We start from the raw sequence: 22,590 nt of genomic DNA, 5'->3' as shown, positions 1-22,590 counted from the left end.
ATATGGAAAAAACGATGAAAGAAAGACTGTTGGTCGACTCTCCGATTTCTCTCCTATTTCGTCTGTCGATTCCCGCTGTAATCGGCATGTTGGTGATCGGCCTATACCCGCTGATGGACGGCATTTTCGCGGGCCATATTATAGGGGAAGAAGCCATGACGGCTTGCGGTATTGCCTTGCCCATGACCTTTGTCAATAGCGGCATCTCTACGCTTTTGGGTGTAGGGAGTGCTTCGATCCTTTCTCGCGCACTGGGAAAGAAGGATCAGGAGACGATCGACGGCATTATGGGGAATCTTATTTTTTGGGTGCTTCTGTTTTCCGCGCTGATCACACTCGGCGGCGCACTGTTCGCACCCCTATTTCTCGAAGCAGTGGGCGCGAGCGGGGCGATCAAGCAGATGGGGATCCGCTATCTGCGGGTGCTATTTTTGGGGTCTGTATTCGTAAACTTTACCCAGTCCGCCAATATGGTGATGCGCGGCGAGGGTCTTATGAAGCGCGCTATGGGCATTATGGCATTGGGCGCTATCATCAATATCGCCCTGGACCCGATCCTGATGACGGCGATGGGAGACCATGCCGTGGAAGGGGCGGCGCTTGCGACGGTAATCGCCCAAGTCGTGCAAGCCACAATCACTCTTTATTATTTCCTCCATAAAAGCGAGACTGTGCAGATCCTAGGCATTCGCAGAAATGCCGCGATTGCCCGCGAAATGTTTGCGGTGGGCGCATCGGCGATGGTTATGCAACTCCTGTTTATGATCCAACAGACCCTATTGTATAAACAGGCTTTTGCTTATGGAGGAGACGCTTACGGAACGGTGATGGCCGCTACACTTCGAATCTATGCGTTTTCGTTTATACCGCTTTGGGGAATGAGCCAAGGTCTACAACCGGCGGCGGGGGCCAATTACGGCGCCAAACAATTCGAGCGCGTACGAAAACTCATGAAAGTATTTTGCTGGGGCGGTCTTTTGCTCGCCTTGGCGTTTTGGATCCCCGCGCAAGTTTTTGCGCCGCAAATCCTATCCGCCTTCAATGTGCAAACCGCTTTGCGCGCGACGGGCGCACAGAATTTTCGCATGTTTTATAGTGTGTTTCCTTTATATGGCGTGATGGTGATGACAATCACGTTTTTCCAAGCAATAGGGGACGGCAAAAAGGCGGGGATCTTGGTCCTATTGCGACAACTTATCGGCTTTGTGCCCGCCATGTTGATTCTGCCCAAAGTATTCGGGCCGAGCGCCGTATGGTGGGCAGAACCAGCGGTGGACGCCGTGGTGATCGTAGCGGGCCTATGGATGCAATATACTGCCCTCGTCCACATGGGACGAGAAGAACAAGGAGGAAAAAATGCGTGCTGAAGAAAAATTGTCCGTAAAGAATTTGGTAACCATCGGCGTCTTTAGCGTGGTCTACTTTGTGCTTATGTTCGGCATCGGTATGATGGGTATGGTACCGATTTTGTTTCTGATCTATCCCGCTGTCCTCGCTGTGGCGGCGGGCGTCGTCGTCATGCTTTTGATGGCGAAAATCCAAAAGCCCGGGGCACTATGGATCTTCGGCATGATTACGCCTCTCGTAATGTTTGCCATGGGACACACTTTTGTACTCCCCATACTGTCACTGGTGGTCGTCACTTTGGCGGAAGGCATTCGCCGCATCGGATTGTACCGCTCTTTTCGCTATAATATGCTTTCCTATGCGGTATTTTCCACTTGGATTTGCGGTTCGCTGATGCAGATGCTCCTCGCAAAAGAGCAATATATAGAGATGTCCATGATGATGGGCAAAGAATATGTGGAGATGCTCGAGCGGCTCATCACCTACCCCCATATGGCATTGGTCTATCTCGGTGCATTTTGCGGTGGCATCGTCGGCGCCTATATCGGACGTGCATTTTTGAAAAAGCACTTCCGTCGTGCGGGCATTGTCGAATGACGACGCGACTTCGACGGGGATGCAATCCGAACCCCATCAGCAAAATCATCGCCGTGATTCTTTTGGGCACCACCGTTGTGCGTTCCCTGCCCGATGTCTGTGCGTGGGGCGTTTTGTCGGTGATCTCTCTGTTTCTTTTTTTAAATGGCCAAAAGCGCACCGCCTTTCGGCAACTCTTGCTGTACGCGGTCCTATTCGGTCTGCCGGGGCTTTTTGCGTTATACCGCGCGCCTTTTGTCGTAAAGATGCTCCTATCCCTCCTGATGGTGATTCGCCTATTTTTTTTGCCTTTTGCGGCTGGAAAGTTTTTGATTCGCACTTCCGATGTGGGGAGCATTCTTTCGTCGATGGACGCGCTGCGGATTCCCGCTTCGGTCTCTATCCCCATTGCGGTAATCTTTCGATTTTTCCCCGCTTTTCGGGAAGAGAGAAGAAATATCCGAACGGCGATGCGGATTCGGGGCGTTTTGCAGGGCGCCCCGTGGCGGTATCCGGAATATGTGGCGGTGCCGCTATTGATCGCTTCTTCCGAGATCGCCGATGACATCGCCATGGCGGCAGAGGCAAAATGTATCGCCAATCCCGTGGCCAAGACGCGCTATACAAAAGTCGCCATCGGCGCGGCGGATCTATTGTATTTACTGCCTATCGTTTTGTTTACCGTAGGAGGGTGGTTATGGTAGAAATCGAAAATCTTTCGCTCGCATATGCCCCCAAAACCCCTGTTCTCTCCGACATTTCTCTTTCGGTAAGAAAAGGGGAATGTCTATTGATTGCGGGAAAGAGCGGATCGGGAAAATCGTCTTTGATTCATGTATGTAATGGGTTGGCGGCAGAATTTTTGGGCGCAAAAATAGAGGGCAGTGTGCAAATCGGCACGAGAGATATCCAAGAGATGCCGATCTACGAAGTCGGGCAGATCGTATCCAGCGTATTTCAAAATCCCAAGACCCATTTTTTTAACGTAGACACCACCTTAGAACTCGTATTTTTTCTAGAAAACATAGGACTTTCCCGCGACGATATGCGAAAAAGGCTTGCGGATATGCTCGCTCTATTTCCGATTCGGCATTTGATGGACCGCGATATCTTCAAGCTCTCCGGCGGTGAAAAGCAAATCCTATGTGTTGCCGCCGCATACATCGCAGGCACCGAGGTCATCGTGTTCGACGAACCCACGGCCAATTTGGACGCGCACTATACAAGAGTGTTGGTGGAGATGCTCCGGCAGCTTAAAGAACAAAACGTCACGCTGATACTCGCAGAGCATCGAATGCACGATGTAGCAGCCCTCGCGGATCGCGTGCTGCTTTTAGAGGGCGGGCGCGTCGATGCGGTTTTGGACCGAGATCGTTTTTGGGCTTTGGACGAGGATGTGCTCGGCGCAAAGGGCATACGAAGCCGAAAACGGCCTGTACTCGCATGTAAAAAACTGCCGGAGCGTGGCGCGCTCCATATACGGCAGCTTAAAATTTCGCTGGGAAAGAGACGCGGCATCGATATGCGCAATATGTTCTTTGAAAAGGGAAGGGTCTATGGCATCGTCGGCAGAAATGGTTGCGGCAAGTCTACATTTTTGCGGGCATTGATTGGCGTAGAGCGCACTTTGAAGGACGAGATTTTTTATGAAAACAAACGCCTTACCAAGACGGAGCGGATTGCGATGTCGGGCCTCGTAATGCAGGATGTGCACAGACAATTGTTTGCCGAGACGGTAGAAAAGGAAATCACATTGGGCGGTGCCTACGAGAAACAACGACTCGATCAGATTTTAGGAGAACTCGACCTCGAGCCGCTTCGCCTGAGACACCCGCATAGTCTATCCGGCGGCGAAAAACAACGCGTAGCCGTCGCAACGGCACTATACCGAGACGTTCCGTTGCTTTTTTTCGACGAGCCTACCTCGGGAATGGATTATGAGAATATGCTTAGGATTGCGGAGAGCATCGCCTGGGCGGCATCTTCCGAGCGGATTGTTTTTGTAGTCTCCCACGATATCGATTTTTTGAACATTGTCGCCGATGGGGTGGTCGATATGGAAGTGTATCAAATAGGGGAATAAGCGGAGCTAATCCCTATAGGATTTACAGCCGCCGTTCAGCCAGGCATAGGCGAGGCCGATCAGTACGCCGCCGCCGATGTAGTTGCCGAGCCAGGCGAAGAGCCATTGGCGGGCGGTATTCGCCGCGCTCAGTCCCGCCGCGCCCGCGCCGGAAAAGTATACGAGCGAAAAGGAGCCGAAGTTAGCGACGACGTGCTCCAGTCCCAGAAGCACAAACATTATGATCGGGGTGGCGACGCAGAGGATGCGCGCCGCCTCGTTTTTTACCGAAAGCCACGAGAGAATGGAGATATTGACGAAGACATTGGCGAGGACGCCCGAAAAGAAGAGCTCTGCGCTCGGCTTCGCGAGTTTTGCCGCCACGACCGCACCCGCCATGGCATCGGGCGCCGAAAAGGACGCGAGCACCGATGTCTGTGCGGCGAGGGTGCCCACGAGAATGGCCCCCGCGAGATTTCCGGCGGTGCACAGCGAGAGGATGCCGAGGGCGTGGGGCAGAGACACGGCGCGGCGGTAGAGTCCCGCCGTCAGATACATCATATTGGAGGTGACGAGTTCGCCGTTTAGAAATAAGATGTAGATCAGCCCCCAGCAAAAGACGAGGGGAAAGGCGAGGCGGCTCAGGGCGGGGTGGATGGCGGCGAGTAGATCGCCGGTCACAAAGCCCGCCAAGGTGGTAAGGGTCAAAAAGGCGCCGGCAAAGGCCGATCGCGTCAAATAGCGCAGGGGACTTTCAGAGAAGAGGGCCGCTTTTTTTGTGCAGGCGGCCTCGATATTTTGTGTCCAGGGGGTATGGGTCATGGTTTCCTCCTTATTTGTCATACGCCTTATTGTATCAAACGGGCGGGTCATTTGAATCTCGCCGCGCTTTTCGTTACAATAAAAAAATGAAATCAAGAAGAGATTGATTTGCAAAAGGAACGAAACGGAGGCGCAATATGGAACTGATCATCGACGCAATCGACAAATCCTTCGGAGACAACCAGGTGCTCCGAGGCGCGAGCGCGCGGTTTTCGGCGGGAAAGATTTACGGCATCCTGGGCAGAAACGGGGCGGGAAAGACGACGTTATTCGACCTGATCAGCGGCAAAAAGCCTTATGACGCGGGCGGCATTTCCATAGAAGAAGACGGAAAGCGGCGCGAAATCGTAGACGGAGACGTGTTTTATATGGTGGCGGATCCGCAATTTCCGAACTTTTTAACCGGGCGGGAATTTATCCGCTTATATCTCGACCTCTACGGCCGGCGGGAGGATGCGGATGCGCTCTTTGACTACGCGGAAATCGACGAAAAGAATCGGGATATGCTGATTCAGCACTATTCGCTGGGCACCAAGAACAAACTGCAGATGCTGATGTTTTTGTTGACCGCGCCCCGGGTGATTCTGATGGACGAGCCTTTGACGAGTCTCGACGTGGTGATTCAGCAAAAGATCAAAGAGGTCCTTAAGGATCTAAAACGCGATCGAGTGGTCCTATTTTCCACCCATATCGTCGCCCTGGCAAAGGATTTGTGCGACGAAGCGGTTTTGATCCAAGGGAAAAAGCTGGTCGAGACGGATTCGGACTTTTTGCGCGCATCCGCCGGCGAGCGCCTCTTGGCGAAGCGGTTGTCATGATGTTCCGCCTGCTCGTATTCCTCTACCGCCGGCGGGTGTTGGAGCGGGTGAATACGATCCTCTACAAACTGCGGGATCTCCCCCTCCTCGGCAGCAAAAAGAACCGCTATGGCTACGGCGACATAAAACGGGTGCTCTTGTTCCTCGGCGTTCCCTTCGAAATCTTGTGGGCGTTCATTCGGCGGATCTTCGCCTGGGGATGGGTCACCATCTTCGCCGCCTTACCCGCTTATTTTCTGAAGCGGCAAATTACGCCGGCGTTTCTCCTCCCCGCGGTGGTGTGGCTGTATCTCGTCGTGCGCTTTTTCCGCTCGCGCTTTATAGGGATGGGCGACGAACTCTACGCGCTCTCCAATTACTTCCGCATCTCGCCCAAGCGGCGCATGCGATCGGTCTATATCGCCGAGACAATCCTTCTATTTTGTGGGGATGCCGTGGTGGCGACAATTGCGGGAAAGATCGCCTTTAACGACGGGCCGTCGGGCGCTGCCTTTGCGCTCATGCTCGCGGCCGCCATGCAGACGGGCGAGGCGTGTTCGCTCTTGGTATTTGGAAAAAAACCACGAAGTATGGCGCCAGTGCTCCTCGAGCTCTCTCTTTTGGCGGGCATTTTGTGGACGCATTATGCGGTGGGGCTTACGCTTCCCGCGGGCTTTTTCAAGACCGGGGCCGTGGTCGCGGCGATCGCCCTCGCCCTGTCTACCGCTTATCTCCTGAAGTTTTCTCGGTATAGCAAGTATCTGCCCTGGCTCGACAAGGACTGGCAGGAAGTGTTCGATGCGGAGAATATAGAGCGGGCAGCATTTCGAGAATCCGCCCGGGCGGACGATGTGCGGGATGTGCCCGTGAGCGGGGCCTTCGGCGGGGCGGAGCTCAACCGCTTGTTCTTTTTGCGCCACGGCAAGAAGCGCAGAAAACGCGTGCGCGCGGCATTGGTCTTTCTGCTGGCGGCGACACTGTTTGTGCACGCGGCGCCGGCGATATTTTCGCGCTTTCCCGTGGGGTATGAACTGCTCTATGGAGCGATTTGCTTAGTGCCGTTTTTCGGTGCGATGTTTTTCTTCGACGAGGACTTTTTGCGGGCCTGCTTTTCGGGTTGCGACCTGCCCCTCTTGTACTACGGCATGTATAAAGAGGGCGATCTCTTACGGGCCGTCTTTCGCGGGCGCGAGCGATCGCTTTTGCTCGAAAACCTGCCGGTCCTGATCGCCCTCTGGGCGGGGCTGTGTTCCATCGCCGTCCGCTGGCGCCTTTCCATCGATGCCTATCTCTTCGCCCTGGTGGTGCCCGCGCTCGTGCTCCTGTTCTTTGTGCGGCACCTGCTCTTTAGCTATCTGTATTTTCAGCCCTTTACCGAAAGCGGGAAGACCCGGCGCACCTCCTATCGCGTCCTCTTCAACTTTACCATTGCTCTCTCCTATGCGATCTTTGCCATCCGGCCAAAGGGTCCTGTGCTCGTGGGCGCGCTCCCCGTGCTTACGCTATTGTATGTTCTCGTGACGGGGTATCTCGCAAAGAAGCGGGGCAAAACGCGCTTTGTCATTCGCCGCGACGGGTAGGAAAAGTGGATCGAAAGGCTTTCACGAATTTTGAAAAAATGCATAGAATTCCCCGCTTTATCGGACAAAAAGACGCTTTTTTTCAGCGTCTTTTTGTATGGACGCAAAGAATGAAAACGCAGGGGCGGGAAAACGGTGCATTTTAACGCAAAACGCCGATGCGCCCCTCAAACACCGAAATTCAGCCGTATAAGATGGGTAGGAAAAAAGAAAATCTTCATGGAAATATCATTTCCTTTGTGTTATGATGGATTCGCCGGGGAAGAGGATGCCGGCAAAAATTATGCAGTTTTGGCTGCCCTATAATTTTTCGCTCGCAGGAAATCCTTTGCTCCGCTTACGAAGACTTTTAGAGTCTACTTATTTTCTTTAAGGAGGAATATGCATGAGCTATCTCGATAGTGTAATCGAAAGAGTAAAAGAAAGACACGGTAGCGAACCGGAATTCGTACAAACCGTCGAAGAAGTACTCGGTTCTTTGAAACCGGTTATCGACCAACACCCTGAATACGAAAAGGTCGACCTTCTCGGACGCATGGTTGAACCGGACCGTATGTTCAGCTTCCGCGTGGTATGGCAAGATGATGAAGGCCAATACCACACCAACATCGGCTACCGCGTACAATTTAACGGCGCACTTGGGCCGTACAAGGGCGGTATCCGCTTCCACCCGACCGTAAACCAATCCGTCGTTAAATTCCTCGGTTTTGAACAATGCTTCAAGAACTCCATGACCGGTCTGCCCATCGGCGGCGGCAAGGGCGGCAGTGACTTCGACCCCCGCGGAAAGAGCGACGACGAAATCATGCGTTTCTGCCAAAGCTTTATCTCCGCACTCTATCGCTACATCGGTCCCGACACCGACGTTCCGGCAGGGGACATGGGCGTAGGCGCAAGAGAAGTAGGCTTTATGTACGGTCAATACCGTCGCCTCAGAGGTAAATTCGAAAACGGCGTATTCACCGGTAAGGGCTTCTCCTACGGTGGATCTCGCGTTCGTCCCGAAGCAACCGGTTACGGTGCCGTTTACTACCTCTTGAACGTACTCGACCACTTCGGCGAAGACATCAAGGACAAGAAGATCGCTATCTCCGGTTTCGGTAACGTCGCTTGGGGTCTCTGCAAGAAGGTACAACAACTCGGCGGTAAGGTCGTAACCCTCGCAGGTCCCGACGGATACATCTACGATCCCGACGGAATCAGCACCGAAGAAAAAGTGGAATACATGCTCGAAATGCGTGCTTCCGGTCGCGACAAGGTACAAGATTACGCAGACAAATTCGGCGTAGAATTCTTCCCGGGAGAAAAACCCTGGATCAACGCAGAATACGACATCGCTATGCCGGCTGCTTACCAAAACGAAATCACTATCGAAGAAGCCAAAGCCATGGTAGAAAAGGGATTGGAATACTACATCGAAGTAGCAAACATGCCTACCACCAACGAAGCTTTGAACTACCTGATGGAAAACGTCAAGGTCGTCGCTCCTTCCAAGGCTGTTAACGCAGGCGGCGTTGCCGGTTCCGCATTGGAAATGAGCCAAAACAGCTTACGTCTGAGCTGGCAAGCAGAAGAAGTCGACAAACAACTGAAACAAATCATCGACAACATCTATCAAATGTCCGTAGACGCTGCCGAAGAATACGGTTTGGGCTACAACCTCGTTGCAGGTGCCAACATCGCCGGATTCGTTCGCTTGGCAGACGCTATGATGGCACAAGGTGTAATCTAAGTCGAAAACAAAAAAAGAGGCCGCAGCCTCTTTTTTTGTGTCGATTTGTAGAGATCAAAAAGCCCGCGACATATGTCGCGGGCTTTTTGGATGGGCGCGAGGCACGGGGCATTCTGTGATTGCATGGTAGCCGAGTAGCGTGACGCGGCGTTTTGCGGCACAAATGGCTTCTTGTGGCAAATATAACCGTTTTGTATATCCTGTCATCAAAATGCTTTCGGATTGTTACCGCTATGTCATCACCTTTTGCAGCGGCTTTGGTAAAATACATTTGAGGAGGAATGGTATGAAGAGAATAGTACTGGTCCTGCTCCTTCTGTTTGCCCTCGCGGGCAAGGTCCATGCCGCCGATGCGAACGGCGCGGTCTCGGGCTATATGCACCGGGTGCCCTACCGTGGGGAGGAAAATATCCTCCTGCGCGACGACATCGGCTATGTGGCGAGCCATGTGATCGAAAAGGCCTACTCCGCCAAGTTGCGGATGGAGGAAGGCCGCGTGGTACTTACCGGAAAGGACACCATGATCAGCCTGCCCACATCGGGTACGGGGGGCAGCGTAAACGGTGTGCTTCTGGACCGCAAGGTCGGCGCCCGCATCGAAGCGGGTAAGGTGTATCTGCCGGTGCGGGCGATCGCCGAGATCTTTGGCGATCGGGTAGAGTGGGATCCGGATGCGCGGGTGATTCTCGTCGAAGAGACGAAGACGCCCGTCAAACACAACTACTACCACCGCGGATTTCGCTTTTCGCTCTTCGGCGAACGATCTTTGATCGAGCGGATCCAATTTCGCAAGGGGAAGGGCGGCATCGACATCTATATCGACGGTCGCTATGGCGGCGAGATTGTAATCGCAGACGCCCCCGAAATCCGGTCGACGGAAGGCTTTTTGTTGGACTACAAACACGGAAAATACTATGAGTACAGACGAAGCGCAGCATTGCCTCGTGAAATACAAACTCCCTTGGAAGCGCTCCTTATGACTTTCGAGAGGCAATAAAAAACTCGGCGCAAGCCGAGTTTTTTCGTGTCTTCTTTTACGGGCGGTCGTAAATCGAGACCGAGCGTTCTACGGGATCGTAGTAGACTTCCATGCCCAGCCCTTCGGTCACAAAGCGCAGGGGAATCATGGTGCGGTCGGTGGCGATATAGGCGCCCACATCCCAGGTGACGGGATTGCCGTCGATGGCGGGTGCCGTACCGTCGGTGGGAAGCGTGATGCGGCGTCCCTTGTAAAAGACCGTCGCGATGCGGCTTTCTTGGTTCCAATCGACCTCTGCGCCAAAGGATTCCATCACAAAGCGCAGGGGCACCATGGTGCGGTCGTGCTTGATGACGGGCACGGCATCCATCGTCTTCGCCTCACCGTCTACGATGTAGCGATTCTTGCCGGGTACCATCTTCACCTTGCGGTAGCCGGGGCTTTCGAGGAGCACCTGCGCCCTGTGTTTGCCGAAGGTGGCCGTTACGGCGCCGTAGGCGCGGCCCGCCAGATCCGATACGTCGAATACGGCGGCGGGGGGCTGTACGCCGGCGCCGGGCAGCTTCCAGGAATCCGTGTCTACAGTTACGTCGATATTTTCCGCCGTCCACTCGATCTGTGCGGGATCCAGGGCGATCTGCCGTCCCGCCTTGGTCTTGCCGGCGGGGAAGACGACGAGCCGGTCGCCGCGTCGTTCGTGTTTCGCCGTAAATCCGGCGAGGGCATGGGGACTCTGTACGTCTACCGCGAGGCGCGCTTCTACGCCCGATTCGGTGGTGAGTACGACCTCCGTATTGCCTTCTTGGGGCGAGAGGAAGCGGCTGTATACCCAGGCACCGGGGCCAAAGGCGGTATCGGTGAGGCTATAGCCCACATGGTTCGGGTCGACGGGGTGGAAGTAGCTGTCCCACGCCTTGGCGAGGCCGTAGGTCGCCACCTCGCCCCGCACCACATGGCGCGGACCCGAGATCTCGGCGCCCGCCAGAGGACCGGCGGGGGCGCGGTTCATGACGCCGATTGCATTGGTGATCTTTCTCTGTGCGTCGCCCTTTTCCGGCCGGGCGATCACGGTATTTTGAAAGTCGCCGTGGCCCCGCGCCACCATGGTGGTGGAACCGCCGCCGTCGAGATTGATCGCCCGATCACAGCCCAATGCCGCCGCGGTGGCCGCCCATTCCGCCAGGCGCATGCCCGGCGTCTTGGCGCTTCGGCCTTCGGTGGCAAAGAGCCAGACGGTCTTTCCGTCGGCTGAGATCCCCGCCGCACTGCGGGCGCGGCGCCCGTCGATGGCGGCGGCATCTAAGGTGTAGACCAAAGGCGTGCCGTTTTTTACGAGCATGGCGTGGCCGCCGATCAAAAAGCGCCAGTTGCGATCCGGCGACAGGCGGTAATCCAGCTTGAGGCGGCGACTCGTGCGCACGTGCTTGCGGACAAATTCCTTGGCCCTACCGTTTACCTGCAGTATGTATTTGCCCTTGGGCACCGCCATGGCAAGGGGGCGATCCAGCGAAATCTTCTCTACCACAAAATCTTCGGACACCATTACCTCGCCGCTTCCCGCCAGTCCGCGAGAAACCGAGGTCCAAAAGTCGTTGTAGAGCTGAATGCTGTCCTTGTGCGACGGCACCTGCGTGTGGTTGATGATATAGTCGGTCTTGTTCAGGCCGCTAATGGGATAGCTCGCCCCGTCTTCGGCATAGGCCCCGCCCGAGAAGGTAAAGGATTCGATATGCCCCTTGCGGTTCGCGTCCACGCCGAAGCCGAACAGGCCGATCGATTCCAGCGGCGAGGACTGCAGCTTACCGCCGATCACCGAGGGGCCGAAGGGCGCGCCCTGCTTCGACATATTGAAGAAGTCGCCGTTGATGGCGCCGTAAGCGTCCGACCGATCCGCCATGCCGGATACACTGTCGCGCCGGGTATAGCCGCCGGGGCCGGTGAGCACCTCGAGATCCGCATAGGGATTGGCGAGATCCACCCGCAGCACGTCGACGATATGGCGGCGTCCGCCCACCTTCGCCTCCATCTCCAGGCGCGTGACACCGGGAGAGACCTCGGCGCGCCCCTTTTCGGTGACAGAAGCCGCCTGCGCTGCCTGCGGCAAACAGAGCACGCAGAGGAGGATCGCCGCCACCAGAGAATTGCGTAAAATTCGTTCCATCATTGCCTCGCTTTCTTGTTCGTTGCGCCTATATATCCGTCCGGGCGTTTTGCGCATCCCGCCCGTCGATCTTCGAAAAAAACCCCGCGTCGGCGATTTCGTCGAAGGGCAGATCGTAGCCCATGCGCTGCATTTCGTTCAGCTTAAAGATCATCAGATTCACGTCGACAAAACAGGCGCGCGCCATATCCCCGTAGGAATAGCCGCGCTTCGCCATCTCGTAGACCTTCTCGTCTTCGAGGAGCAGATGGGCGGAAAAAATATTCGCCTCGAGCTCCATCTCGCCGGTGAGGTGAAAGAGCGTGTACTCGACCAGTTCCGCCCGGGCGGCGTAGTCCCGGTGGTACAAGTGGTGGCCCAGCTCGTGGGCGAAGACCATGCGCAGGATCGATTCGTCCACGGCGTCGTTGTAAAATACGAAAGCATTTCGAAGAATCACCTTATACATACCCAAGACCTTCGTCGAGGTGCGCATCGGAAGAAGCGTTACGCCCCGTTCCTCGAGAATTCTGCGGGGATCGGCGCCGTAGCGCGCCCGAAGCGCCGTCGCATCCTCGTAGAGGCGTCTATACATCGACATATTACACCTCGTCGTCCTTTCGATAGGCCTTCGGGGTGTATTTTTTGTTTTCGAGCTTTGCCCGAAAATACGCCTCTTGGATCGTCTCGAACACCGCCTGCTTGTCCGCTTCGTCGAGACGGCCCCCAGCAAAGAGCCCCACCACCCCTTCTACCAGCTCCTGCGCCTCCCGGGCGCCCTTATTTCCGTGGCGAGAGCGCGCCTCCAACACAAAGGCGTCCTCGTCGGTGAGGAGATAATTCTTCGGCACCTCGAAAATCCGCGCCAAATCGTCGTAGACCGACGCATAGCGCGGGCGCAATCCGCCGGTTTCGTAATTCGACACCGTGCGCAAAGACACCCCCAGCGCCTTCGCCAACTCCTTTTGGGTCATATTTCGTTCCGCCCGCAGGGCCTTTAATTTTTCTCCGAAGATCATAGATCCCTCCCTTATGAAATTAAATTGCGTATTTCTGTATAAAATCCTTGAAACAGGAAATTAGGTTGCGTATTATAAGAGTAACACGAAACTCAGGTGCGTAAATCGTACCGCTGATTGCGCATTTTGTCAAGAAAGGAAGGGTTATGGAACGCGTCATTCTTCATTCGGATATGAACAACTGCTACGCCTCGATCGAAGCCATGCACAACCCCTCGCTGAAAGGCAAGCCCATCGTCGTGGGCGGGAGCGAGGCACAGCGCCACGGCATCGTCCTCGCCAAATCCCAGGAGGCGAAGGCATTCGGCGTAAAGACCGGCGAGGCGCTGTGGCAGGCGCGGCAGAAGTGCCCCAATCTAATCGTCGTAGCGCCCCACTACGAATGGTATCTCGACGCCTCCCGAAAGGCGCGGGCGATCTACTACGACTACACCAATCAGGTGGAGCCCTTCGGTCTCGACGAGTGCTGGCTCGACGTCACCGGATCTCAGCATCTTTTCGGCACGGGCGAAGAGATCGCCCACACCATTCGAAAGCGCATCAAGCGCGAAATGGGGATCACCGTATCGGTGGGGGTGAGCTTTACCAAGACCTTCGCCAAACTCGGGAGCGATCTCAAAAAGCCCGACGCCGTCACCGTCATCAGCCGCATCAACTATCCCCTTACCGTGCGGCCGCTCGCGGTCGATGCCATGATCGGGATCGGCAGAAAGACCAAAGAGAAATTAAACCGCATCGGCATCTTTACCCTGGGCGATCTCGCCGACACCTCGCCCCATATTCTCCAAAAGCGCCTGGGCATCGTCGGCGTCGCCCTCTGGAAAAAGGCATCGGGCCTCGAGGATGCGGCGGTGGCGGATCGGGATGCGCGCGTGCCCGTAAAAAGTGTGGGAAAGGGGAGCACCCTACCGGCGGATCTTGTGCGGCCGGTGGAAGTACGGCGCATCTTTCAGATCCTTTCCACGAGCGTCTCCCGCCGCCTGCGGGAATACGGACTCCGCGCCCGAAGCGTGGAAGTGCACGTACGCGACAACGCCCTTTTAAGCCGCAGCTTTCAGGGGCCGCTTCCCTACCCCGGGCAAGCGGCGGCGCTCCTTTCCGACGGCGCCTACGCCCTCTTTCAGAAAAAATACGAATGGGACAAGCCCGTGCGCGCCCTTACCCTGCGCGCCATCGACCTTTCGCCCGAGACCGAGGCCCTGCAGACCGACTTCTTTTCCTGCTGGGAACTACGGCGGAACGAGGAAAATCTCGATCGCGCCCTCCATAGCATCCGCGCCCGCTGGGGGAAAGACGCCGTGGGCTATTGCGGCGCCTCCTGCATGGCACTGAGCGCCCATGCCGAAAGTGAATTTATGCCGTGGAGCCATGGGATATAGGGGGGTACATTGTCATCTCCAGGGAAAGAGATTCTTCGACTCGGAATGACAAGAGGGGGAGGTCACGCGTTCCGGCAAGGGCTATTGAGAAATTCTTCCTTGTCATCCTGAGCGAGAAGCTATGCTTCGAGCCGGGCCGCTACGTTAGCCAAATCGAAGATTTGGACTGCGCGGCTTCTGACCTACGACGAAATCGAAGATTTCTGTTAGGTCATGAATGGATCTCCGTAAGCTATTGCGGGTCGACGGGTTGTATGGTGCCTACTGCGTGATGTGTTGCTTGGGGCAATATGTAGGGAAAGAGATCTTTCGACGCGGGGCTTCGCCCCTTGCTCAAGATGACAGGTGGGGGAGAGTCGCGCCGAGGCATGCTGCCACACTGCTATTGCTAATTTTTACTTGTCATCCTGAGCGAGAAGCTGTGCTTCGAGTCGAACGGATCTCGAGCTTGCTATTGCGGGTCGACGGGTTGCATGGTGCCTATTGCGTGTCTTAGTGTTTGAGGCAAAAGAAGGGGCGTGTCATGCGTATCGGCACCGGCCTCTCCGTTCATTTTTTCTAGGGAAAGAGATTCTTCGACTCGGAATTAAAATTCCTCGCTCAGAATGACAATGGGGGTGGTCGTGCGTTTCTGCATCGGCTTCTTTGCGGACTTTATATAGGGAAAGAGATCTTTCGACGCGGGGCGGTTGCGCCCATACAAAAAGCAAGGGCTGCGGTGCCCTTGCTTTCTTTGTTTTTTTATCCCAGTATATCTTTGTTGATCTCCCGCACTTTGAAGCAGGCGACATATTGTCCCGGCAGCACTTCTTCCATATCGGGGTCTCGGCCGCGGCAACTGTCGTCGCCGTAGGGGCAGCGGTCCACGAAGCGGCAACCCGGCTGCATATTGATGGGGCTGGGTACGTCGCCTTCGAGTTCGATCTGCACCCGCTTGCGCTGTTCTTCGGGATCCGCGATGGGAATGGCGGAAAGAAGCGCCTTGGTGTAGGGATGCAGGGGACGGCTGTAAAATTCTTCGGTCGTCCCCACTTCCATAAGGTGGCCCAGATACATTACCGCCACGCGGTCGGAGATATAGCGGACCATCGAGAGGTCGTGGGCGATAAAGAGGAGGGTGAGGCCCAGCTCTTTTTGCACGTCCTTTAAGAGATTGACGACCTGCGCCTGTATGGACACATCGAGGGCGGAGATGGGTTCGTCGCAAATGATGAATTTGGGGCGCAGGGCCAGGGAACGGGCGATGCCGATCCGCTGTCTTTGCCCGCCGCTAAATTCGTGGGGAAAGCGCTGGGTGTGTTCCGCGCTCAGCCCGACGAGTTCCAAGAGTTCCACCACGCGCGCTCTGCGCTCTTTGCGGTTTCCGATGCCGTAGATGACGAGGGGTTCCGACACGATTTCCTCGACGGTCATGCGCGGGTCCAAGGAGGCGTAGGGGTCCTGAAAGATCATCTGCATATCTTTGCGGAGGGCCTTCATCTTTTTGTCGTCGTATTGGAAGATGTCTTCGCCTTCGAAGATCGCCTCGCCCGCGGTGGGGGTATAGAGCCGCAGTATGGTGCGGCCGGCGGTGGATTTTCCGCAGCCGCTTTCGCCCACCAGGCCGAAGGTCTCGCCCTTATAGATGTCGAAGTTCAGGCCGTCGACAGCTTGTAGGTAGCCGCCTTCGACCCGAAAGTGTTTCGAAAGGTTGCGGATTTGGAGTAGGGGTTCATTCATGGCTAACCTCCTTCGCCTTCGGGTAGGAAGGATGGTACTTCCAGCAACGGCAGCTGTGGTCGCCGCTGTGGTGAAAAAATGCGGGCATATGCTCTTCGCAGATGCGCATGGCCTCGGAACAGCGGTCGAAGAAACCGCAGCCCATGGGCGGCTTGTAGAGATCCGGCGGCGTGCCTTCTATGGCGTGCAAGGTCTCTTCGCGGTCCATGGTCAGTTGCGGCACCGCGCCCAACAGCCGGACGGTATAGGGGTGCTGGGGCGCCTGAAAGATCTCGTCCACGTTGCCCCGCTCGATCACCTGTCCCGCATACATCACGATGACGTCATCCGCCATATCGGCCACGACGCCCAGATCGTGAGTGATCATAATGATGGAGGTATCCATATCGTCTTTGAGTTTTTTCATCAGCTTTAGGATCTGCGCCTGTACGGTGACGTCCAGCGCCGTGGTGGGCTCGTCCGCGATCAACAGTTGCGGTCGGGAAGCCATGGCGATGGCGATCATTACCCGCTGACGCATACCGCCGCTGAATTCGTGGGGGTATTGGTCGACGCGCTTTTCGGGATTGGGGACCGACACCTTCTTTAGCATATCGATGGCGAGTTCGCGGCCCTCTTCCTTCGAAATATTTTTGTGGCGCTTTACCCCTTCGACGATCTGATCGCCCACTTTCATGGTGGGGTTTAAGCTGGTCATCGGGTCTTGAAAGACCATCGAGATTTGGTTGCCGCGCACGCCGGTCATCTCTTCTTCGGTTTTTTGCAAGAGGTCTTCGCCGTTAAAGAGGACCTTGCCCGATTTATAGAGCGCGGGGGGCTGGGGCAAAAGCCGCATAATCGAGTTTGCCGTGACGCTCTTTCCGCAGCCGCTTTCGCCGACGATGGCGAGGGTTTTGCCGCGCTCCACATTAAAGGAGACATCGCGCACGGCCTCGACTTCGCCGAAGAAGGTCGCGAAGGATACGGAAAGGTCCTGTATTTCCAGTATATTTTGAGTCACTTGCCTACCTACTTTCTAAGTCTCGGGTCGAGTGCGTCCCGCAGACCGTCGCCCAACACATTAAAGGAGAACATAATGAGAGAAATCATCAGCGCCGGGAAAAAGATCTGATAGAATAACCCGATGCCCATAACGCCGAGCCCGTCGTTGGAGAGCACGCCCAAAGACGGTTGGGGCGGCTGCAGTCCCAAACTCATAAAGCTCAGGGTCGCCTCCGAAAAGATCGCCCGGGGCACGGTAAGGGTAATGTTGACGAGGATGGGGCCCAATGTATTGGGGATAATGTGATTTTTTAGAATATAGCCGTTGTCCGCGCCCAAGGAACGCGATGCCGTTACATACTCATTTTCCCGCAGCTGGAGCACCTGCCCCCGCACCATAATCGCCATCGGCACCCAGCCGGTGATACTCATGGCGAGGACCAGGGTAAAGAGGCTCGCGCCCTGTTCGCTGGAAAACATGACGGAAATTAAGATGACGATCAGCAAGTAGGGAATGGCATAGACCACTTCGGCGATCCGCATCATGATATTGTCCACGCGCGCGCTCGCCATACCGGCGATCCCGCCGTAGGTCACGCCGACGACAAAGTCCATCGCCGCCGCCAAAATCCCGATCAAGAGGGAATAGCGAATCCCGTAGCACACCCGGGTAAAGAGGTCGCGGCCCAATTCGTCGGTGCCGAAGAGGTTTTCGGCACTGGGGGCCATATTAATCTTGGTATAGTCTTGGGACGCGTAGTCGTAGCCCACGATGGCGGGGCCGACAAAGGCGAGGATCAAGAGGAGGAGGATGGTAATCAGCCCCACCATGGCGAGTTTGTTTTGGCGCAGGCGACGGAACACGTCGGCCCAGTAGCCGATCACCGGGCGGGTAATGCGCTCCCTGTTTTCATCTTTGACCGCCGGCGCAAACAAAGAGGGGTCGACGGCGGTGCGGTTGAAGTTGTCTTTTTGCATCATCGTTTCCCTCCCGTCAATTGGATCCGCGGGTCAATGACCACATACAGAATGTCGACGATCAAGAGCAGCACGATCAACACCGCCGAGTAAAAGATCGTTGTCCCCATAATCAGCGTGTAGTCCCGATTGGTGATGGAGGAGATTAGGAAACTGCCCAAACCGGGCACGCCGAAGATCTTTTCGATGACAAACGAGCCCGTCAACAGCCCCGAAAGGGTGGTGCCCAAGGTCGAGACCACCGGCAGAATGGCGTTTCGCACCGCGTGATTCATAATCACCTTAAATTGCGACAAGCCCTTGGAGCGCGCTGTGCGAATGTAGTCCTGGCCCAGCACCTCGAGCATCGAAGAGCGCATCAGCCGCGCGCTCGATGCCATGGGCATCAGCGCCAAGGCCAAGGAAGGCAGAATGCTGTGGCGAAATTCTCCCCACCCGCTGATGGGAAGCCAGGCGACGTTTTTCGCCACAAACTGCACCAGCAGCGTCGCAAAGATAAAGCTCGGCACCGAAATCCCGATAATCGCGATAATCATAGTGACATAGTCGGGCCACTTGTTCTGGTACAAGGCGGCGATGCTCCCGAGGGCCGGGCCCAAAATCATGGCGACGACAAAGGCCTGCAGCCCGATTTGCGCCGATACCGGTGCGCCTCTTCGAATCATTTGGTTGACGGTTTCCGCCTGGGATTTCATGGACTGGCCGAAGTCCCCGCGGACGATATTTTTCAGATAAATGACGTATTGCTCCGCCAGAGGCTTGTCCAAGCCGTACTGTGCGCGCAGGTTTTCATACACCCGCTCGGGCATTTTGCCCTCTTTGGCAAAGGGATCGCCCGGGATCGAGTGCATCATTACAAAGGTGATGGTGATGATTACCCACATGGTGGCGATGGCCATGAGCAATCTCCGCAACACAAACTTTTTCATGTTCTGTCCTTTCTAATCGAACGAATTGGGGCCGATACACAGAATAGAGAGAACCGCCCTGCGGCTCTCTCTATTTGTATATGCCTGTCATGCAATTTCCATGCCTCTTACTTCGCCTCGATATCCGCGTAGGTAAAGATGGGGTAGAAGAGGATCGGCTTATAAACGCCGGTGACATTGGCCTTTTGCAATCTGGGTTGCGTGTAGAAGTAGATGGGGATGATCGGCATGTCTTCGACCATAATCTTTTCGGCCGCCTTCATGCTGTCCATGCGCACCTTTTGGTCTCCGGTTTCCGCCGCCTTCTTCAGATTTTCATCGAATTCGGTGTTGGCGTATTTGGAGTCGTTTTGGGGATTGTCCGAAACAAAGGTATCGAGCATGGTGTTCGGGTCCTTGTAGTCTCCCGACCAACCGGCACGTGCGATCTCGAAGTTGCCGGAAGAACGGTTGTCCAACAGAACTTGGAACTCCATATTTTCCACATTGATCTCTACGCCGAGATTCTTCTTCCACATGGCCTGTACGGCTTGGGCGATCTTCTTGTGACCTTCGTCCGTATTGTAGGAAAGGGTGACGTTCTTTAGGTCCTCGACCGTCATATTTTCTTCCTTCAGACCCTTTTCGAGGAGTTCCTTTGCCTTAGCCACATCTTCCGTAATCAGATTGCCGTTGGCTTCGCGGAAGTCCTTGCCCGCATCGTCGTCCAAGCCGAAGGGCACAATGCCTTCTGCGGGAATCTCGCCGCCTTGGGTGATGTTTTCGACGAGGGTCTTTCTGTCCAGTGCGAGGGAAAGCGCCTTGCGGACATTGGGGTTGTTGAAGGGTTTTTTGGTCGTGTTGAATTCGTAGTAGTAGAGCCCGATTTCCTTGGCGAGTTGTAGTTCGGGATCCTTGCCCTGTACCGCTTTGGCGGTGACTGCGGGCGCGGGTTTGATCAATACGTCGTACTCGCCGCCTTCGTATTTGGAGTAAGCGGTGTTGTCGTCTTCGAGGATGTCGAAGTAAATGCCGTCGAGCTTTACATTGTCCGCGTCGAAGAAGTTTTCGTTCTTGACGAGCTGAATGTTTTCGTTGTGGTTCCACTCGGTAATCTTAAAAGCGCCGTTGGAGACGAATTCCGTACCTTGGGGGTTCTTTGCCCAGTCGGGATTTTCGGAGACGACCTTTTCGTTTACGGGGTAGAGGGTGTAGAACGCGGTAATGTCCAAGAAATAGGGGGTGGGGCTCTTCAGTTCCACTTGCAGGGTCTTGTCGTCCAATGCCTTAATGCCGACATCGTCGATAGAGCCTTCGCCGTTAAAGTATTCTTCCGCACCCTTTACATAAGTAGTAATTTGGAAGGAATAGTCCGAAGCCAGTTCGGGGTCGATGACGCGCTTCCAGGCGAATTCGAAATCCTTGGCGGTTAAGGGATCGCCGTTAGACCATTTGAGGCCGTCCTTTAAGGTAAAGGTGATCGTCTTGCCGTCTTCGCTGATGTCATAGGATTCCGCCTGCGCGGGGACCAATTCGTCCTTTTCGTTGTAGCGCATCAGGCCCGAGAACGCGTGTTGCAGCACAAACGATTCGTGCGTACCCTTGGCGATGGCCGGGTCTAAGCTGCCGGGTTCCGATTTATTGTTGGTGCGCAAAATCTTTTCGCCGCCGGCGGACGATGCACCTTCGGTGGTTTTGGTGTTTCCTGTATTGTTTGCGGTCGCATTCTTTCCGCCGCCGCCACAAGCAGCGAGCAATAAAACGCTTGCAAGGACAATAGACAGTAAACGTACTTTGTGATTTCTCATATTCTCCTCCTTCTAATATTGCCTGGCAATATTGTCTATACACAGATTTTACAAACCCGTGTATACTGCTTCATATTATAATATAATACATTACTTTAGTAAACCAAAATAACGACATTGTCGTTCTAAATTTTAGAAGATGGTAATTTTTGAGTGGTGAAATTTTCCCCTTCCGGGGCACCGATTGCGGTTGGATAATAAAAATTGCAAACAAAGCAGGGGTTCTGTAAAAAAATATAGCGGCGCACCGCCCCTATTGCCGCGGAAAAGATTAAATATCTTAAAATGAGAAAACGATTCGCCCTTCGAAAATCGGCACAAAAAAATCCTCCCGCAGGGAGGATCGGCATCAGGTGCCGCAAAATGTCGTATACCCCGGGATCGTCGGCGCGTCTCGGTACGCCAACTGCGCTTCGCTATGGGCATAGGGGTCTTGTAAGAGTTCAACGAATTCGAAGAGAAAATCCGTATCGCCGATCTCCGCCTCGCGAATCGCCCGCTCCACCAAATAGTTGCGCGGCCAAATCGCCGGGTTGTGGCGCCGGCGTATCGCCTCGCCCTCGGCACCCGTTTCGGCAAAGATCGCATCGGCCAAGGCGAGAAAGGCCTCGGAGGAGAGGTCTCGGCGGTCGTTGTGGGTGAGCCGCAAAAACGCCTCGCCGTAGTCCATGGTTTCTCGCTGCAAGAGGGCGAGAAAATCCGACACATACTTTCGCGCCGTATCGGTGTCTTCCTGAAAACCGAGCTTCTTCGCCATCTCCTCGTAATACGCCGCTTGAAAGCCGTGGGCATAGGCTTCGAGCGCGCGGGTCTTCTTTTCCTTTGCCGCCTCCGGATCGTCGTCCAAGAGCGGGGCGACGGCATCGCCCAAAATATCGAGATTATAGACCCCGATCTGCCCCTGGTTTTCGTAGCGATAGCGGCCGAAGTGGTCGATCGAGCTGAACTTCGCCGCCGGGTCGAACACGTCGAGAAAGGCGCAGGGCCCGTAGTCGATCGTCTCGCCCGAGATCGTCATATTGTCGGTGTTCATCACCCCGTGCACAAAGCCCGCCGCCATCCACTTCGCGATCAGCTTCGCCTGGCGCTCGCATACCCGCACCAGCCACCGGGCGGGGCCGTCCTCAGCATCGGCCAAATCGGGATCGTGGCGCAGAGCCGCGTAGCGCCACAGCGTTTCTACGTGCTGAGCGTCCCGCGACGCCGCCCATTCAAAGGTGCCCACCCGCAAATGGCTCTTTGCCACGCGCGTAAGCACCGCCCCGTCTTCCCGGCGGGTGCGCTGAATATACTGCCCCGTCGTCACCACCGCCAGCGCCCGGGTGGTGGGAATGCCGAGCCCGTGCATCCCCTCTCCCAAAATATATTCCCGTAGCATCGGCCCCAGCGCCGCGCGCCCGTCGCCGCCGCGCGAAAAGGGCGTCTTGCCCGCGCCCTTGAGCTGCAAATCGTAGCGATCCCCGGACGGCGTAATCTGCTCGCCCAAAAGGAGCGCCCGCCCGTCGCCGAGCATCGTCTGGTAGCCGAACTGGTGGCCCATATACGCCATCGCGATCGAAGACGCCCCCACAGGCATGGCATTGCCCGAAAGATAGCGGATCCCCTCGTCCGAAAAAAGCGCATCCGAAAGGCCCAGATCCCGCGCCAAATCGCGATTTCCGATCAAAAGCGCGGGCGCCGGAGCGGGGGTGGGCGCCACCGTTCTATAAAAATCCGAGGGCAGTCGTTCGTAACTATTGTCGAAATGAAAGTTCATATTGCAC

19 protein-coding genes are annotated in these 22,590 nt (G+C 55.5%); 9 read left to right on the top strand and 10 right to left on the bottom strand.

The features are described from left to right. The first annotated feature begins 2 nt into the window (after positions 1-2). Genes EL294_RS07190 through EL294_RS07175 form a run of 4 tightly spaced genes read left to right on the top strand, consistent with a single transcriptional unit; the run spans position 3 to position 4,006 of the window. Positions 3-1,367 (top strand): MATE family efflux transporter, encoded by a 1,365-nt coding sequence (locus tag EL294_RS07190; RefSeq protein ID WP_126466154.1) that lies wholly within the window; start codon positions 3-5, stop codon positions 1,365-1,367. Then, on the top strand, positions 1,357-1,944 hold the full coding sequence (locus EL294_RS07185) for an MptD family putative ECF transporter S component (protein ID WP_126466153.1): 588 nt from the start codon (positions 1,357-1,359) through the stop codon (positions 1,942-1,944). Before EL294_RS07190 ends, EL294_RS07185 begins: the two co-directional genes overlap by 11 nt. Beyond that, a complete protein-coding gene (locus EL294_RS07180; RefSeq protein WP_126466152.1) occupies positions 1,941-2,627 on the top strand; it encodes an energy-coupling factor transporter transmembrane component T in 687 nt (228 codons plus the stop codon). The genes EL294_RS07185 and EL294_RS07180 overlap by 4 nt, the downstream gene beginning before the upstream one ends. Next, entirely contained in the window at positions 2,621-4,006 is a 1,386-nt protein-coding gene (locus EL294_RS07175) for an ABC transporter ATP-binding protein (protein WP_126466151.1), read from the top strand. The genes EL294_RS07180 and EL294_RS07175 overlap by 7 nt, the downstream gene beginning before the upstream one ends. A gap of 6 nt (positions 4,007-4,012) precedes the next feature. Here EL294_RS07175 and EL294_RS07170 read toward each other — a convergent pair whose 3' ends face one another. Beyond that, positions 4,013-4,807, bottom strand: coding sequence for a formate/nitrite transporter family protein (locus tag EL294_RS07170; protein ID WP_126466150.1), 795 nt, complete (start codon positions 4,805-4,807; stop codon positions 4,013-4,015). Between the two features lie 137 nt (positions 4,808-4,944). Between EL294_RS07170 and EL294_RS07165 the strand changes: the two genes are divergently transcribed. From EL294_RS07165 to EL294_RS07150, 4 genes are all read left to right on the top strand, one after another. Further along, positions 4,945-5,625: an ATP-binding cassette domain-containing protein gene (locus EL294_RS07165; protein ID WP_126466149.1), complete on the top strand. Its 681-nt coding sequence runs from the start codon at positions 4,945-4,947 to the stop codon at positions 5,623-5,625. After that, complete coding sequence (locus tag EL294_RS07160) at positions 5,622-7,184, top strand: hypothetical protein (protein ID WP_126466148.1); 1,563 nt, start codon at positions 5,622-5,624, stop codon at positions 7,182-7,184. Before EL294_RS07165 ends, EL294_RS07160 begins: the two co-directional genes overlap by 4 nt. Positions 7,185-7,569: 385 nt before the next feature. Beyond that, the gene (gene gdhA, locus EL294_RS07155) at positions 7,570-8,916 is read left to right on the top strand and encodes an NADP-specific glutamate dehydrogenase (RefSeq protein WP_126466147.1); all 1,347 of its coding nucleotides are present in this window, start codon (positions 7,570-7,572) and stop codon (positions 8,914-8,916) included. Positions 8,917-9,202: 286 nt separating this feature from the next. After that, positions 9,203-9,913: a stalk domain-containing protein gene (locus tag EL294_RS07150; protein ID WP_164715258.1), complete on the top strand. Its 711-nt coding sequence runs from the start codon at positions 9,203-9,205 to the stop codon at positions 9,911-9,913. Between the two features lie 37 nt (positions 9,914-9,950). Here the strand turns inward: EL294_RS07150 and EL294_RS07145 are convergent, their stop codons facing one another. Genes EL294_RS07145 through EL294_RS07135 form a run of 3 tightly spaced genes read right to left on the bottom strand, consistent with a single transcriptional unit; the run spans position 9,951 to position 13,054 of the window. Beyond that, the gene (locus EL294_RS07145) at positions 9,951-12,056 is read right to left on the bottom strand and encodes a stalk domain-containing protein (RefSeq protein WP_164715257.1); all 2,106 of its coding nucleotides are present in this window, start codon (positions 12,054-12,056) and stop codon (positions 9,951-9,953) included. Positions 12,057-12,084: 28 nt separating this feature from the next. Further along, positions 12,085-12,636, bottom strand: coding sequence for an ImmA/IrrE family metallo-endopeptidase (locus EL294_RS07140; protein WP_126466144.1), 552 nt, complete (start codon positions 12,634-12,636; stop codon positions 12,085-12,087). A 1-nt stretch (position 12,637) separates the two neighbouring features. Then, positions 12,638-13,054: a helix-turn-helix domain-containing protein gene (locus EL294_RS07135; protein ID WP_126466143.1), complete on the bottom strand. Its 417-nt coding sequence runs from the start codon at positions 13,052-13,054 to the stop codon at positions 12,638-12,640. A gap of 146 nt (positions 13,055-13,200) precedes the next feature. Between EL294_RS07135 and EL294_RS07130 the strand changes: the two genes are divergently transcribed. After that, a complete protein-coding gene (locus tag EL294_RS07130) occupies positions 13,201-14,433 on the top strand; it encodes a DNA polymerase Y family protein (RefSeq protein WP_126466142.1) in 1,233 nt (410 codons plus the stop codon). A 741-nt stretch (positions 14,434-15,174) separates the two neighbouring features. On the opposite strand, the gene EL294_RS07125 is transcribed toward EL294_RS07130, so the two are convergent. The 6 genes from EL294_RS07125 to EL294_RS07100 all read right to left on the bottom strand — a co-directional run bounded on the left by EL294_RS07125 (position 15,175) and on the right by EL294_RS07100 (position 22,583). Further along, the gene (locus tag EL294_RS07125) at positions 15,175-16,152 is read right to left on the bottom strand and encodes an ABC transporter ATP-binding protein (RefSeq protein WP_126466141.1); all 978 of its coding nucleotides are present in this window, start codon (positions 16,150-16,152) and stop codon (positions 15,175-15,177) included. Then, the gene (locus tag EL294_RS07120) at positions 16,145-17,152 is read right to left on the bottom strand and encodes an ABC transporter ATP-binding protein (protein WP_126466140.1); all 1,008 of its coding nucleotides are present in this window, start codon (positions 17,150-17,152) and stop codon (positions 16,145-16,147) included. Before EL294_RS07120 ends, EL294_RS07125 begins: the two co-directional genes overlap by 8 nt. An 8-nt stretch (positions 17,153-17,160) precedes the next feature. Beyond that, positions 17,161-18,114, bottom strand: coding sequence for an ABC transporter permease (locus EL294_RS07115; protein ID WP_126466139.1), 954 nt, complete (start codon positions 18,112-18,114; stop codon positions 17,161-17,163). Continuing rightward, positions 18,111-19,040 carry an ABC transporter permease gene (locus EL294_RS07110; protein WP_126466138.1) on the bottom strand — a complete coding sequence of 310 codons (930 nt, stop codon included), beginning with the start codon at positions 19,038-19,040 and terminating at the stop codon, positions 18,111-18,113. The genes EL294_RS07115 and EL294_RS07110 overlap by 4 nt, the downstream gene beginning before the upstream one ends. Positions 19,041-19,147: 107 nt before the next feature. Then, positions 19,148-20,827 carry a peptide ABC transporter substrate-binding protein gene (locus EL294_RS07105; RefSeq protein ID WP_126466137.1) on the bottom strand — a complete coding sequence of 560 codons (1,680 nt, stop codon included), beginning with the start codon at positions 20,825-20,827 and terminating at the stop codon, positions 19,148-19,150. Positions 20,828-21,176: 349 nt separating this feature from the next. Further along, positions 21,177-22,583, bottom strand: coding sequence for a protein adenylyltransferase SelO (locus EL294_RS07100; RefSeq protein ID WP_126466136.1), 1,407 nt, complete (start codon positions 22,581-22,583; stop codon positions 21,177-21,179). Positions 22,584-22,590 lie beyond the last annotated feature (7 nt).

It is taken from the genome of Aedoeadaptatus ivorii (assembly GCF_900638585.1).
In the GTDB taxonomy this organism is placed as follows: domain Bacteria; phylum Bacillota; class Clostridia; order Tissierellales; family Peptoniphilaceae; genus Aedoeadaptatus; species Aedoeadaptatus ivorii.
Note: the sequence above shows the minus strand (reverse complement) of the source record. Positions and strands in the feature narration are given on the sequence as shown.